At 70.3% G+C, this 14722-nt stretch carries 13 protein-coding genes; 9 read left to right on the top strand and 4 right to left on the bottom strand.

The genetic code is table 11. The features are described 5' to 3' along the window. Nucleotide 1: 1 nt before the first annotated feature. The 4 genes from D7231_RS30720 to D7231_RS30705 all read left to right on the top strand — a co-directional run bounded on the left by D7231_RS30720 (nucleotide 2) and on the right by D7231_RS30705 (nucleotide 4554). A complete protein-coding gene (locus D7231_RS30720; RefSeq protein WP_120758893.1) occupies nucleotides 2–823 on the top strand; it encodes a phytanoyl-CoA dioxygenase family protein in 822 nt (273 codons plus the stop codon). Further along, nucleotides 823–2523 carry a thiamine pyrophosphate-binding protein gene (locus D7231_RS30715; RefSeq protein WP_120758892.1) on the top strand — a complete coding sequence of 567 codons (1701 nt, stop codon included), beginning with the start codon at nucleotides 823–825 and terminating at the stop codon, nucleotides 2521–2523. Before D7231_RS30720 ends, D7231_RS30715 begins: the two co-directional genes overlap by 1 nt. 98 nt (nucleotides 2524–2621) lie before the next feature. Beyond that, nucleotides 2622–3791: an MFS transporter gene (locus D7231_RS30710; RefSeq protein ID WP_158673839.1), complete on the top strand. Its 1170-nt coding sequence runs from the start codon at nucleotides 2622–2624 to the stop codon at nucleotides 3789–3791. A 13-nt stretch (nucleotides 3792–3804) separates the two neighbouring features. After that, the gene (locus D7231_RS30705; RefSeq protein WP_158673838.1) at nucleotides 3805–4554 is read left to right on the top strand and encodes an SDR family oxidoreductase; all 750 of its coding nucleotides are present in this window, start codon (nucleotides 3805–3807) and stop codon (nucleotides 4552–4554) included. 87 nt (nucleotides 4555–4641) lie between these two features. Here the strand turns inward: D7231_RS30705 and dacB are convergent, their stop codons facing one another. Then, nucleotides 4642–6234, bottom strand: coding sequence for a D-alanyl-D-alanine carboxypeptidase/D-alanyl-D-alanine endopeptidase (gene dacB / locus D7231_RS30700; protein ID WP_120758889.1), 1593 nt, complete (start codon nucleotides 6232–6234; stop codon nucleotides 4642–4644). A 179-nt stretch (nucleotides 6235–6413) separates the two neighbouring features. Here dacB and D7231_RS30695 point away from each other — a divergent pair, with 179 nt between their 5' ends. Together D7231_RS30695 and D7231_RS30690 are read left to right on the top strand one after the other, a co-directional pair. Continuing rightward, on the top strand, nucleotides 6414–7010 hold the full coding sequence (locus D7231_RS30695) for an HD domain-containing protein (protein ID WP_120758888.1): 597 nt from the start codon (nucleotides 6414–6416) through the stop codon (nucleotides 7008–7010). 110 nt (nucleotides 7011–7120) lie between these two features. Further along, on the top strand, nucleotides 7121–8188 hold the full coding sequence (locus tag D7231_RS30690; protein WP_242000005.1) for a PucR family transcriptional regulator: 1068 nt from the start codon (nucleotides 7121–7123) through the stop codon (nucleotides 8186–8188). Between the two features lie 2 nt (nucleotides 8189–8190). Here the strand turns inward: D7231_RS30690 and D7231_RS30685 are convergent, their stop codons facing one another. Both D7231_RS30685 and D7231_RS30680 read right to left on the bottom strand, forming a co-directional pair. After that, nucleotides 8191–9666, bottom strand: coding sequence for a flotillin family protein (locus D7231_RS30685; protein ID WP_120758886.1), 1476 nt, complete (start codon nucleotides 9664–9666; stop codon nucleotides 8191–8193). 102 nt (nucleotides 9667–9768) lie between these two features. After that, nucleotides 9769–10278, bottom strand: coding sequence for a TOBE domain-containing protein (locus tag D7231_RS30680; protein WP_120758971.1), 510 nt, complete (start codon nucleotides 10276–10278; stop codon nucleotides 9769–9771). Between the two features lie 228 nt (nucleotides 10279–10506). Between D7231_RS30680 and D7231_RS30675 the strand changes: the two genes are divergently transcribed. Next, a complete protein-coding gene (locus D7231_RS30675) occupies nucleotides 10507–11454 on the top strand; it encodes an NHL repeat-containing protein (RefSeq protein ID WP_120758885.1) in 948 nt (315 codons plus the stop codon). Nucleotides 11455–11478: 24 nt separating this feature from the next. Here D7231_RS30675 and D7231_RS30670 read toward each other — a convergent pair whose 3' ends face one another. Then, the gene (locus D7231_RS30670) at nucleotides 11479–11934 is read right to left on the bottom strand and encodes an Lrp/AsnC family transcriptional regulator (RefSeq protein WP_120758884.1); all 456 of its coding nucleotides are present in this window, start codon (nucleotides 11932–11934) and stop codon (nucleotides 11479–11481) included. 140 nt (nucleotides 11935–12074) lie between these two features. Between D7231_RS30670 and D7231_RS30665 the strand changes: the two genes are divergently transcribed. Together D7231_RS30665 and aspA are read left to right on the top strand one after the other, a co-directional pair. Then, entirely contained in the window at nucleotides 12075–13070 is a 996-nt protein-coding gene (locus tag D7231_RS30665; RefSeq protein ID WP_120758883.1) for an asparaginase, read from the top strand. 51 nt (nucleotides 13071–13121) lie between these two features. Continuing rightward, entirely contained in the window at nucleotides 13122–14558 is a 1437-nt protein-coding gene (gene aspA / locus D7231_RS30660; protein ID WP_120758882.1) for an aspartate ammonia-lyase, read from the top strand. Nucleotides 14559–14722: the final 164 nt, after the last annotated feature.

Here is a 14722-nt window from a genome sequence, read left to right as displayed (position 1 = left end):
AATGGTATTCGAGGCCAAGCACTTCGACACTCTTGCCGAACAGGGTTACTGCGTGATCGAGAACTACCTCGATCCGGAGACCGTTCAGCGCCTGCGCACCGTGTCGGAGGACATTCTTTCGCGCGGTGACGGCACCATGCCGCCGAGCCTCTTCCTGGAGAGCCCCGAGCTGAAGAACGCCCTCTTCTCCGAGAAGTTCGACGACATGGTGGAAGGTCTCAGCAACAAGGTCGGCCCGCTGCTGCTGTACCCGAACTTCACCGTCCGGAAGGCCCTGCTCATCGGCTGGCACATCGATGACCGCATGTTGTCGAAGCCCGTCAACAAGTCCGGCGACTTCCCCGCGATCCTGATGTTCAACATCTTCCTTCAGGACAATGACACCGTCCACGGCGGGGGCATGGACATCGTCCAGTCGAGCCCCCTGCGCTCCCGGGAGGAGCGCGAAGAGATCGTCAGCAACCACGCATACACGCCGGAAAACACGATCACGAGCAAGGCCGGCGACCTGGTGATCTTCGACTACCGCGCCGTGCACCGCGGAACCCACCCGCAGATCGATTCCGACGTGTCGCGCCTCGCTCTTCAGTGGACGCTCTCCGTCGGTGACGCAGTCACCCAGGACTACCTGAAGTACCTGCGCGCCCGGCTGACGAAGAAGCTGCACATCTCGGACTACACCAGCCACAAGGCGAGCAACTTCTTCGCCGACCTCCCCAACATCACCCGCGAACTGATCGAGGAGTCCTGCGGCAAGCCCGTCTTCTCCGACGGTCTCGGGTACCGCGGTCTGTCCGACATCGTGGAAGAGGATTCTCACTGATGCCGAACGTAGCGCGCGTGATCCTGGATTCCCTTCGGGACGAGGGTGTTTCGACATTCTTTATGGTCCCGGGGAAGATGATCAATGCGTTCATGTCGAACTACCGCGATGCCGACCGCGAGGGCAATCCCCGGATCGCACCGGTGATCGCCGCCAACGAAGGCGGTGCGACGGCGATGGCCGACGGCTACGCCAGAGCCGCGGAGCGGCCCGGCGTGGTGATGGCCCTGGACGGCCCGGGTGTGGCCAACAGCGTCGGAATACTGATCAACGCGGCTGCGGACCGGTCGCCCGTCATCCTGCTGTCGGGACACATCCCCAGGGGCTTCGACGCCCATGACGCGCTCCAGGACGTGACGCCGACGGGCATCGACATGGCGGCCGTGCTGGAACCGGTGACGAGTTCGTCGCTACAGGTGCGGAGCGATGAGCACCCGATCCGGTACTGGAACCGCACGCTGAAGAAGCTCGTCGAATGCCCGACGCGCCCCGTGTACCTGTCCTACGCCGCGGACGTGCTGGCCGCGGACAGCACGGAATCGGCTGTCAGTACCCGCTCGTTGTCGGCCTCGCGCACAATGTGCGACGAGCAGGACCTCGATCGCGTGCTCGCTACGATCAACGCCTCGGCGAGTGTCTCCGTGCTGGTGGGGTCGCACGCCAACAAGCGGGATGTGCGGAACCTGCTGACCCGGCTGTCCGAATCCCACGACATTCTCGTGGGCTCCACCGTGGACGCCAAGGGAGCCTTCACCGAGAGCCACCCGAACAATGTCGGCGTGTTCGGGTACTCGGCCAACCTGAGGGCGACCGAACTCTTTACCCAGCAGACTCCCGAAACGGTGCTGTTCCTGGGCTGCCGTCCCACGCAGTTCAACACCAGCGCTTACGACGCCGGGCTCTCCAGTGCGCGGAACGTCATCGAAGTGACGTCTTCGGTCGAGGACATCGGCAACTTCGCTCCGGGCTCCCGGACCCTGCTGTGCGATGAGCGGCTGTTCCTGGAGCGGTGGGAGGCCTCCCTGGACGGCAAAGCATTCGCCGGGAACGCGGCCCTGCGGGAACGTGCTGAGCGCACGCCGCTGTGGGAGGACATTCCCGAAGACACCGAAACGATGCACCCCGCGCGTGCGGTGGTGGCGCTGAACAAGTGGCTGAACGACCGTTGGTGCGTTGCGGACATGGGCAACCACCGGTCCTTCGCCACGCACTACTGGACGACGCACATCGACGCCGGCTTCTACTCCAGCACCAACATGGGAGTGATGGGCTGGGCCTTCGGCGCCGGCATCGGCGTGTCGTTCGCCCGGGAAGAGCCTGGTCTCGTCATCTCGGGTGACGGCTGCGCCCTGATGAACGGCATAGAGATCCAGACCGCCGTCCGGTACCGCCGGAACATCATCTTCGCAATCTTCGACAACGCGAGCTACGGCGCGACGCGCATGAACAACAGGCAGAACCTGCCGGAGTTGAGCGTCCTGCCGGATCACGACTGGGTGAAGTTCGCCGAGTCCGTCGGGGCGGAGGGCTTCCGGGTGACGTCAGTCGACGAGCTGGACGCCGTGGCGGAGAAGATCAAGGACAGTGACGGTGTCCACGTCCTGCACGTCATCGTCGACCGCGATGCCGGCACCCCGGCGCAGTCATACCGGGAGAACCTGAAGGCCTTCGCCCGGTCGAGAAGCGGGAGCAATGGATAGTACGGCCCGCCCGGCACGGACCTGAGATACGTACGGCAAAACCAACGAGGTAGGCGGCGGAGATGTCTGGTGCGAAGTCGAAGTTTACGAGCAACGAAGTGCGCGTACTCTTCTTCGCTTTTTTCAGTGTTGTCATCGGCTTGATGGCAGTAGATTTTTTCAACCCGTCTCTGCCGACCATCCAGAAGGACTTGGCGGTCGGCCAGGGCACCATGAAGAACCTCATCGTGTTCTACATGATCGTCCTCGGTCTGGCACAGTTCTTCTACGGTAGTTTCTCCGATGTCAAGGGCCGCAAGATCGCCCTGGCGACGGGGCTCGGTGTCGCGGCGGTGGGTCTGTTCGTGGGATACACCGCCCACAGCATCGTCGCTCTGGACATCTCCCGCGTGCTGACCGCGCTGGGTACCGCCTCGTGCACCGTGATATCCCGGGCGTTGATCGTCGACACACTGCAAGAGCCCGGAAAGCTACGCAAGGCGTTTTCCTACTTTTCGATGGCAAGTCAGCTGTCGCCGGCCGTGGCTCCCCTGATCGGCAGCTTCATCGGCATCCACTTCGGCTGGCACTTGCAGTTCTTGTTCTTCGCCGCGGCGGTCGTCGCCGGGCTGATCATGATTGCTTCGCTGATGCCGGAGACCCATCCGGCATCAGCACGCAATCAGGGGCCGACGGGCAAGGTGCAGGCCTATACGACCGTCCTCAAGAACGTCAACTTCACGTCGTACAGCATTGCCTCCGCGCTGATCTTCTCCTTCACCATCGCGTTCTACGCGACGGCACCCTTCGCGTTCGACGCCCTGGGGGTCAGCCCGGTGGGCAACAGCCTGTTCTACATCCTGTACGCGGTGTCCATCATCTGCGGGTCGTTCTGCAACAGCTGGATCAGCTGGTCGCCGAAGGACACCTACATCCGGGGCCTCGTGGCCTACCTGGTGGTATTCGGCGTCTCGGCGTTCTCGGACCTGGACAGCAGCCTGGTGAAGATCGGCCTGTTCTCGGTTGCGCTGGGCTTCATCTCCGGCATGATCGCTCCGCTGACCCTGACCCTGAGCATGACCACGGTGGAGACGGCCCGCGGCGCGGCCAGTGCGGTACAGGGTGCCATCAAAATGTTCTTCACCGGCGTGCTGCTGCTAGTTTTCGACAGCGTGGTCATCACCGGGTTCAGCGCCATCGTGCTGATATTCATCGGGTTCGCGGTGGCGCTCCTGGCGCTTCACCTGTTCACCACCGCCGCCAATCGAAAGGAAAAGGTCGGTGCGTAAGACGACGGCCCTGGTGCTGGGCGGAACATCGGGCATCGGCCTGGGGATCGCGCGGAGTCTCGCGGCGCACGGGGCGGCCGTGACGCTTGCGAGCCGCGATCCGGAAAAGGCCGACCGGACAGCGGAGACCATCACGGTTCCGGCCGGCGCGGCGAGCGTCTCCGGGATCGGTCTCGACCTCTCCCGCCCGGAAGGAATTGCGGACACGCTGCGGCAGCACGGGAAGGAATTCGACATCGTCGTGCTCAACGGTCCGGGGTACCGGCCCGGGAAGGTCGACACGGCGACGGCGGATGACTTTTCGCAGGCGTACAGCTCGATGTTCCTGTCGCTACAGCAGGTTGTCGAATCGGTCGTCGGCAGCATGCGGAAGAAGCAGTGGGGCAGGCTGCTGTACGTCTCTTCGAGCTCGGTGATCGTGCCCATCCACGAGCTCGCCGTCTCCTCCGTGGTGCGCTCCGCAGTGAATTCGTACATGAAGCTGCTGGCGAACGCGCTCGCCCCGGACGGGATCACGGTGAATTCGATCATTCCCGGCCGTATCGACACCCCGCGCGTGCAGGCGGTCGATGCGGTGCGGGCGCGTGACCGGGGTGTCACCGCCGATCAGGTCCGCGAGGGCGCGGAGAGCCTCATCCCGGTCGGCAGGTACGGCACACCGGAGGAGATGGGGGAACTGGCGGCCTTCTTGTGCTCGGACCGGGCGGGTTACCTCACCGGTTCCGCCTTCCGCTGCGACGGCGGAATGACAGCCGCTTTGTGACGTCCCGGCGCCACTTCTCGGCATAACGTCCCGGCGTAACACGTCTCGGCATAACGCCCCGGCCCGGTGACGCGTCACTGCGACGCGTCACCGGGCCGTGCCGGCTGCCCGTTCCTGAAGGAGGGCCGCGATCCGGTTGAGGTCTTCGCCGATGGCCAGGACGCCCTCGATGCCGGGCGCGGACGCCCCGTTGACGCCGATGAAGAAGGTGTGGCGGCCGCCGTGCCCGGCGTCCAGGTAACCGGCCAGGGTCTGGGCGCCGACGGCCAGCCGGTCGTTGACGGCGTCGTAGCCCGCGACCGTGCCGGGCTTGGCGAAGACCTTGCCGTGGGCCGGGCAGGACGCCGCGCGGGTGCAGGAGCCGGCGAGGGAGCCGTCCACGCCCAGGACCGGCAGGGCCCGCCGGAAGCGCGCCGCCTCGGGGGTGCGCTCCCAGTACCTCAGCAGCCGGGAGAACGCGGCCGGGGTGATCCGGTCCACCGGGTTGCCGCCGCGGCCGTCCAGGAGCTGCACCTGCCGCGGGTCCACCCCCGCCTTGCGGACGAAGGCGGTCAGCGGCCCGAACCCGTCGTCGCAGCGGTGGCCGCCGGCGTGCACGGCCATCAGGCAGATGCCCAGGTTGGCCCCGAGGTTGTGGCTCACCTTGAGGATGACCTTGGCGTACTCCGCGTACGGCGGGGACACGTACGCCGCGACGCGCTGCCCCCGTACGGGCTGCTCCCGCAGCAGGCCGGACGGGTTGGGCCCGGTCGCGGGCGCGTGGACGGTGACGCCCGCGCGGCCGAGCGCCTCGATGAGGGCCGTCCGCCCGAAGGCGTCGGGGTCGCGCACCTGGGACACGCGCAGCACGGGCTTCGCGCCGGCGGCGATCGTCCCGGTGAGAGTGATGCTGGTGCCGTCGGGCGAGGCGGTGACGTCGATGTCCGTGGTGCCGCCCCGCCGGACGGTCCGCACGTGCGACTCGACGCGGTACGGGGCGACGTGCGGGCGCCAGGTGAGCCGCGCGGGGCGGCCGGCCGACGTCGCGGTGGTCAGCAGGTCGATGACGTTGTCGTTGACGATCAGCGGGGTGGGGGCGGGGTCCAGGCCGGGGGACGAGGTGAAGAGCCGGGAGTCGACGACGACGTCCCCGCGGACGCCGGTGATGCCGGACCGCCGCACCTGGCGGGCCAGTTCGTCGATTCCCGCCAGCGGGTTCTGCGGCGTCAGGGTCGCGCCGGGCACGTCGTTGGCGTAGGTGTGGTCGATGTCGGTGTATTCGAGCGTCCCGCGCGGCCCCGTGCGGCCGCCGAGGCTGAGGTCGCCCTGCGCGACGAGCACCAGGCGGCCGTCCAGCTCCGCGCCGTGCCGGTGGCCGGCCGCCAGCACCGGCGTGGTGAAGCGGTGGCCGCCGCCGATGGTCCGCCACGTGCCGGAGACGCTGAACAGCTTGGCCGCGGAACCGGGGATGAAGAACTCGCCCGCGTTCCCCGAACGCAGCGTGCGGCCCTTCTCGTCGACCTCCAGCAGGCCCCACCGGGCGTGCGCGTACCGGTGCTTCTTCATGATCGCCGCAATGCCCGCGCCCACGCCCGGCCCGTCGCCCTTGCCGGCCGCCGCGGGGCCCGCGGACGCCGCCACCGTGACGGCCGCGACGGCGACGCCGGCCCATGCCCGCCACCTGAAGCTGAAGCCTCTCATCGCACACCCGCTCCAAGTCCGCCGGCGACCCGGTTCAGCGCCGGCAGCGCCACCCGTACCGCGCGCGGCTCCCCGCACAACGCCCCGTCAGCACCCTTCACCTCCACGAGCCCCCGGAAGGGGCCTTCCGGCCGATCCGTGACCGCCGGCCCCGCTCCCGGCGTGGCTACCCTGGCGGGATGAGCATTCCGTCCACGGAAGACATCCGCGCCCTGCACGAGCGGCACGCACCGTCCCCCGAGGCACTGGAACTGGTCCTCACCCACTGCGAGATCGTCTGGAAGATTGCCGAACAGGTCCTGGACGCCTCCCCCGACGGCATCGACCGCGACCTGGTGCGCGCCGGCTGTCTCCTGCACGACATCGGCGTCTACCGCCTCTACGACGCCACGGGAAAGCCCGACCTCGCCCACTACGTCCGGCACGGCGTGCTGGGGCACGAGCTCCTGAGGGCCGAGGGGCTGCCCGAGGAGATCTGCCGGTTCTGCTCCTGCCACGTGGGCATGGGCCTGACCCGGCACGACGTGCTGCACCGGCGGCTCCCCCTGCCGCCCGCCGACTACCTGCCGGTCACGCGGGAGGAGAAGCTCGTGATGTACGCGGACAAGTTCCACAGCAAGACCTCGCCCCCGCGCTTCGTCGCCGCCGGCACGTACGCCGCCCAGGCCCGGCGCTGGGGCGACGACAAGGCCGAGACGTTCACCGGTCTGCGCAAGACCTTCGGCGATCCGGAGCTGACCGGACTGGCAGCCGCGTACGGTCACGCCCTGACCTAGCCGGGCCTCAGCCGCCCGGCCACGCCCCGGCCCGGTCCTGCCCCGCTCCCGGCCCGGAGGCGCCCTATGCGTAAATGGGAGGCAAAAGGACGCCTAAGGGGAGATTGCGCGTGGAGGCGAGGACCGGGCCGGAGTCGTACCTGGACGGGTACGAGAAGATCCTGACCGATGCGGCCGGCACGGGTCGGCGCCCGGACCGGTCGCAGATCGGCGCGCGGCGCGCGAGCGGCGAGCAGGCGGCGGAGGCCGGGCTGTCGCTGCGTTCCTGCGTGGCCGCCCACCTCGCGGCCACGCGCCGGCACTGGCCCGCGGGGCGCACCTCCCCCGCTGACGCCGACCGTGTGCTCGGCGCCGCGGAGCAGGCGATCGACGCGTTCGCGGAGGGGTACGAGCGGGCCCAGCGGCTGGCCGCGCGGCAGGAGGAGGCGGACCGGCGGGAGTTCGTCGACGACCTGCTGCACGGCCGCAGCCACCTCGGGCGGCTGGCGGAGCGCGCCGAGCGGTTCGGGCTACTGCTCTCCCACGCGTACGCGGTGGCCGTGGCCGAGGGCGCGGAGCCGTACGACGACTTCCACGCGGTGACGCGGCAGGTGGCCGCGGCGCTGGTCGGCCGGTTCGGCAGCCGGAACATCCTCATCGCGACGAAGGACGGCCGGATCATCTGCATAGCCCCCGGCGACCAGACCGACGTGCTGACGTACTTCGCCAAGCAGGCGTACGCGACGGTGCCCGCGGGCGGCCGGATAGCCATCGGGAGGGCCAAGGGCGGCGGCGGGGGCGTCGCGCACTCGTACGAGGAGGCCCTCTCGACCCTGGAGCTGGCCGCGCGGATGGGCTTCGACGAGCCCGTGCTGAAGGCTTCCGACCTGCTGGTCTTCCCGGTGCTGGCCCGGGACCGCCAGGCGCTGGCGGATCTGGTGCACACGACGCTGGGGCCGTTGCGCAGGGCGCGCGGCGGGGCCGTGCCGCTGCTGGAGACGCTGACCGCCTACTTCGACGCGGGGTGCGTGTCCGCGGAGGCGGCCCGCACGCTGTCGCTCAGCGTGCGGGCCCTGACCTACCGGCTCCGGCGCATCCACGTGCTGACCGGCTGCGACCCGGCCGACCCCGCGCAGCGCTACACGCTCCAGACCGCCGTGATCGGGGCCCGGCTCCTGGACTGGCCGGCCAGGTCCTGACGTCAGTCGGTGACCGGGATCCTGCCGTTCGACGGGGCCGCTCCGGCGTCCCGTACGGGCTCGCCCGTCCCGCCCGTCTTGTCCGCGGTGAGGCCCTTCAGGAGCCGGGTCAGGTCGACGCCCGTCGTGGAGCCGATGAGCTCCATGCCCTGGGCGACGTTGTCGGCGACGGTACGGGGCAGCTTGCCGGCGCCGTCGGTGGAGATGACGGTCAGCTTGTCGATGGCGCTGAGCGGTTCGGCGGCCTTGCCGACGACCTGGGGCAGCACCTCGACGAGCATCTGGAGGACGGCGGCGTCGCCGTAGCGCTCGAAGGCGTCGGCCTTCTTGTTCATCGCCTCGGCCTCGGCGGTGCCCTTGGCGGCGATGGCCGCGGCCTCCGCCTCGCCCTCCTGGCGGACGGCGTCCGCGATGGCGACGCGCCGGGCGCGCTCGGCCTCGCCCCGCTTGGCGCCCTCGACGGCCACGGCCTCGGCCGCGGCGATCGCCGCCAGCCGCTCGGCCTCCGCCTGCTTGACGCGGGCGACGCGCTTGGCCTCGGCCTCCTGCTCCGCCTCGTACCGCTTGGCGTCGGCGGGCTTGCGGACCTGCGTGTCGAGCTGGCGGTCGGTCAGGGCGGCCTGGCGCTCGGCGACCTTCTCCTGCTCGACCAGGATCTGCTGCTGGCGGTCGGCCTCGGCCAGCGGGCCGGCGGCGTTGGCCTGGGCGGCGGCCGCATCGGTCTCGGCCTTGATCTCCGCCTGCCGCAGGTACAGGGTCCGCTGCGCGACGGCGATCTCTTCTTCGGCCTTCAGCCGGGCCTGTTCGGCCGCCTGGCGGGCGTTGGCCTCGGCGATGTCGGCCTCCTGCATGGCCCGGGCGGCCTCGGGCCGGCCCAGGTCCTCCAGATAGCTGCCCTCGGTGGTGATGTCCTGGATCTGGAAGGCGTCGAGGACGAGCCCCTGCCCGGACAGGCTGGCCTCGGCCTCCTCCGCGACCTGCCCGGCGAACGCGGCGCGGTCACGGATGATGTCCTCGACGGACATGCGGCCGACGATGGACCGCAGGGCGCCCGAGAGCACTTCCTGGGTGAAGCCGACGATGCCGCCCTGCTGCTGGAGGAAGCGCTGCGCCGCGGCGCGGATGGCATCCTCGGTGCCCCCGACCTTGACGATCGCGACGCCCTCCAGGTGGGCCTTGATGCCGCGCAGGGTGACCGCGCCGCGGACGGCGACGGGGATGTGCCGGCTGGAGAGGTCGAGCACGTACCGCTGCTGGACGAACGGGACGACGAACACCCCGCCGCCGACCACGACCTTCTGGCCGCTGTTGTCGGTGAACACCTGCCCGGTCTGCGGGTCCGTGGACTTCTTCCCGCGCCGGCCGGTGATGATGAACGCCTCGCTGGGGCCGGCGACCTTGTAGCGGGTGACGACGACCAGTGCGAGGAGGACGAGGAGCACCACCACTCCTACGACCGCGGTGACGACTGGGCTCATGGAGAATCTCCTCTCCTGCCTCCCGGGGGACGGCAGGTCGTACTGGTAGGGAAGGCCGTACGGGCGGGGAAGCCCGTACAGGCACGGAAGTGGTGGGGACGGTCAGCGCTCGACCGCGCGCACGTTCACCGCCGTGGACGAGGGGGCGGCGGTGACCCACACCTCGGCGCCCCGGGCCAGCGGCCCGTCCGCCGTGGCGGCGCACTTGACCGGCTGACCGGCCAGGCGGAGCAGCACCTCGCCGTAGCCGCCGGCCGGGATCGCGGTCACCACGGTGCCGGCGACCCCGACGAGGTCGTCCTTCGTGGGGGCGGCGGGGCTGCCGCCGCGCAGGAGGGCCCGGCTGAAGCGGTACGTCAGCCAGCCGGCGCCCGTGCCCGCGACGGCCCCCGCGGCGGCCGCCGCTCCCGCGCCGAGTCCGGTGGACCCGAGCACGATCGCCCCTGTGAAACCGAGCATCGAGACGAAGCCCGCGACCACCGGGAGCGACAGCCACCCGTCGAACAGCCCGCCCAGGGCACCGCCGAGAGCGCCCTCCAGCACCCCGTCGAGCACCAGGGAGAGGATCAGCAGCGCGATCCCCCCGATGCCGAGACCGAGAAACAATCCCATGAGCACCTCGCCCGCCTGACCGACAACCTCGCTGGACGGCGGCATCGTGTCAGCAGATAGAGGCGGCGCACATTGCCTGGTTCCGGCAATCTTTACGACTCTTTAACGCCTCGCCGCCCGCAGATCCGACGGCTATTGAAAGTTACTGCCCGGTTTCTCTAGGGTTCCGGGCAAGTGCGGCACAGATGCCGTGAGTTGACGAATGGGACGACGGTGGAGGAGACAGGCATGGCGATGACACGTGTCCGCAGAGCCCTCTTCGCGGCAGGCCTGGCGGCCGCGCTCGCGGTGGGCGGCACCGCTTTACCCGCGGCGGCGGCCGGCGCACGGACCGCCGAGTCGCTCGGCGCCTGCGCGGAACGGACGAGCGTGTCGGTCTTCCACAAGGGCGGCATACCGCTGCTCGACTGGCGGGAGAACCTGGAGTTCGACGGCCGGGGCACGCTCTGGGTCTCGCACGTCACGCAGCACCGGGTCGAGGGGTACGCCCCCGACGGCACGCTCAAGGCGAGCTTTCCCCTGAGCGGACCCGGCGGCATCCGGCGCGGCCCGGACGGGATGATGTACGTCAACTACGGCGTCAACCCGCTGAAGCCGGCCGGCGGCATCGTGCGCTTCGACCCCACCGCCGCCGCGCCGGAGCCGGAGAAGGTCGTGAGCGGGCTGTCCGGCATCAACGGCCTGGCCGTCGACACGGAGGGCAACCTCTACGTCAGCCGCGAGCTGGCCACGGGCATCCTCAAGTTCCGTCCCGACGGGACGAAGGACGAGGAGTGGACGCGGAGCGCGAACGTCTTCGGCACCAACGGCCTGGAGATCGTCGGCGACCAGCTGTACGCGAGCGTCCTCCTGGACGCCTCGTCCCGTGTCGTCCGCGTCCCCCTGAAGGACCCGGCGCGGCACACGACGGTCACCCGGCTCAGCTCGAACCTGCTCGACGGCAAGTTCCTCGACGACCTCACCGAGTTCAACGGCAGCCTGGTCGTCGCGTCCTTCCGCGACGGCGAGCTCATCCGGGTCGACCCCGTCACCGGCCGCTCCTGCACTCTGGTGACCGGCCTGCGCATGCCCACCAGCGTCCGCGTCCCGCGCGGCTTCGGCAGCTACGACGCAGGGCACACGCTGTTCGTCGTGGAGGCGTCGGGCCGGATCGTGAAGGTGACGGTCGGCTCGTAGGTGACGGTCGGCTGAGCAGGAGGCTCACGCCCCGACCGGCAGCCCCTTGGGCTCCTTCACGCGCTTCATGATGATCTGCGAGTTCACCTCGGTGATGCCCGACAGCGTGGTGAGCCTCTCGATCCACAGCCGCTCGTACGCGGCGAGGTCGGCGACCGCGATGCGGAGCAGGCAGCCGGGGCTGCCGAAGAGGCGGTAGGCCTCGATGACGTCGGGGATGTCCTGGAGGGCCGCCTCGAAGGCCTCCACCGCTTCGCGGTCGCGCTTGACCTCGATGGAGACGAGGACCTCGAAGCTCCGGCCGACGGCCTCGGGGTCGATGACCGCCCGGTAGCCCTGGATCACTCCGTCCTGCTCCAGCTGGCGGACGCGGCGCATGCACGGGGAGGGGGTCAGGCCGACGCGGTGGGCGAGCTCCTGGATGGTCAGGCGGCCGTCGTCCTGGAGCTCGCGCAAGATATTTCTGTCGATGCTGTCCACGGCGCAATTATCCACCACACAAACGGGCCGCACCCGCTCATATCAGCGAACCAATTGCGCGCGATTCGTCTTATTCTTCCCCTGCCCGGCCGACACGCCCCCGTGGACGGCCGTATTGATCTTGAGAAGGGCGGGCACACGTGGGACAGGTCGTCGTCATCAGCACCGGCGGAACGATCGCCAGCCGCTGGCAGGGCTCCGGCTTCGCCGCGGACGCGCGGGGCGGCGACGTCCTGGCCACGGCCGCGGTGCCCGAGGGCGTCTCGGTGCGGGTCGTCGACCTGATGAGCGTGAACAGCGCCCGCCTGACCACCCGCGACCAGCTCGCCCTGCTGCGGACCGTGCACGAGGTGCTGGCCGACCCGGCCGTCGACGGCATCGTCGTCACGCACGGCACGGACACCCTGGAGGAGTCGGCCTTCCTGCTCGACCTCCACCACGACGACCCCCGCCCGGTCGTCTTCACCGGCGCCCAGCTCCCGCTGGAGGCCGCCGACGGCGACGGCCCGCGCAACCTCCACGACGCACTGCTGGCGGCGGGCTCGGCCGCGCTGCGCGGCCACGGCGTCCTGGTCGCCTTCGACGGCCGGATACACGCCGCCCGCGGCACGATCAAGGTGCAGACCCTGGCGGCCGACGCGTTCGCCGACCCCTCCGGCAACCCCGTCGCGGACGTCAAGGACGGCCGCCTCGTCGTCCACGGGCGTCCCGAGCGTCCGGCGCCGCTCCCCCTCCCGGCCGCCGGCGAGGACCTCCCCCGCATCGACATGGTCATGCACCACTGCGACGGGGACCCGCTGCTGTTCAACGCCGCCGTCGAGGCGGGCGCCCAGGGCGTCGTCCTGGTCGCGACCGGCGCGGGCAACGCGACCCCCGAGGTCGTCGCGGCCGTCGAGGCGGCGGTCGCCCGCGGCGTGCTCGTCGCCCTCACCACCCGCGTCCCGTCCGGCCCGGTCGCCGAGATCTACACCCATGGCGGCGCCGTGGACCTCGCCGCCGCCGGCGCCGTCCTGACCGGCACGCTCCGCGCCGGCCAGGCCCGTATCGCCGTCCTCAGCGCCGCGCTCACCGCCGCCGGCACGGACGAGCGGACGAGCGCGCTGCGCGGCCTCATCGCCGCCCCGGCCGCCGCCTGAGCATCCCCCTCCCCCACGCCTTTCCCCCCACCGCACCCGATCGGACCACCCATGTCGGCCTCCGTCCCCGGCCCCTCCCGCACCGAGCACGACCTCCTCGGCGACCGCGACGTCCCCGCCGCCGCGTACTACGGCGTCCACACCCTGCGCGCCGTGGAGAACTTCCCCATCACCGGGACGCCCATCGCCGCCTACCCCGACCTCGTCACCGCCCTCGCCTCCGTCAAGCAGGCCGCCGCCCTCGCCAACCGCGACCTGGGCCTGCTCGACGACCGCAAGGCCGGCGCGATCGTGGACGCCTGCGAGGAGATCCGGGCCGGGCAGTGGCACGATCACTTCGTCGTCGACGTCATCCAGGGCGGCGCCGGCACCTCCAGCAACATGAACGCCAACGAGGTCATCGCGAACCGGGCGCTGGAGCTCCTCGGCCACGCCAAGGGCGAGTACCGGCACCTGCACCCGCTGGAGGACGTCAACGCCGGGCAGAGCACCAACGACGTCTACCCGACCGCGGTCCGCCTCTCGCTCCAGCTCGCCGCCGCCCGCCTGCTGGAGGCCATGGACGTGCTGCGCGGGGCCTTCGCCGCCAAGGCGGAGGAGTTCGCGGACGTCCTGAAGATGGGCCGCACCCAGCTCCAGGACGCCGTGCCGATGACGCTGGGCCAGGAGTTCGCGGCCTACGCCGTCATGCTGGAGGAGGACCGGGCCCGCCTGGCCGAGGCGTGCGCGCTGCTGCGCGAGATCAACCTCGGCGGCACCGCCATCGGCACCGGCCTCAACGCCCACCCCGCGTACCCGGAGCTCGCCTGCCGCCACCTCGCCTCGCTCACCGGCGTGCCGGTCACCGTCGCCGGCGACCTGGTGGAAGCCACGCAGGACATGGGCGCGTTCGTCCAGCTCTCCGGCGTGCTCAAGCGGATCGCCGTCAAGCTCTCCAAGACCTGCAACGACCTGCGCCTGCTCTCCTGCGGCCCGCGCGCCGGCCTCGCCGAGATCAACCTGCCGGCCGTCCAGGCGGGTTCGAGCATCATGCCCGGCAAGGTGAACCCGGTCATCCCCGAGGTCGTCAACCAGATCGCCTTCGAGGTCATCGGCAACGACGTGACCGTCACGTTCGCCGCCGAGGGCGGCCAGCTCCAGCTCAACGCCTTCGAACCGGTCATCGCCCACAGCCTCCTGAAGAGCCTCACCCACCTCCGGGCCGGCTGCCTGACGCTGGCCGAGCGGTGCGTCGACGGCATCACCGCCAACCGCGAGCACCTGGCCCGCCTCGTCGGCCAGTCGATCGGCCTGGCCACCGCGCTCAACCCGTACATCGGCTACGAGCAGGCCACCGCCGTCGCGCAGGAGGCGCTCACCACGGGCGCCGCGGTGCACGAGCTCGTCCTGGCCAAGGGCCTCCTCACCCAGGAGCAGCTCCGGGAGATCCTCCACCCGGACAACCTCGCCCGCCCCCACACGCGCACGGCCGCCGCCGTCCGCGCCTGAGACAGTCCCCGCACAACCCGAGAAAGAAGAAGTAACCCCATGGCAACGGCGCCAAGCGTCTCGTACTCGATGACGGTCCGGCTGGAGGTCCCCGCGAGCGGGACCTCGGTCAGCCAGCTCACCACGGCCGTGGAGTCCTCCGGCGGATCCGTGACCGGCCTCGA

Origin of the sequence: Streptomyces klenkii (assembly GCF_003626645.1) — a bacterium.
In the GTDB taxonomy this organism is placed as follows: Bacteria; Actinomycetota; Actinomycetes; order Streptomycetales; family Streptomycetaceae; genus Streptomyces; species Streptomyces klenkii.
Note: the sequence above shows the minus strand (reverse complement) of the source record. Positions and strands in the feature narration are given on the sequence as shown.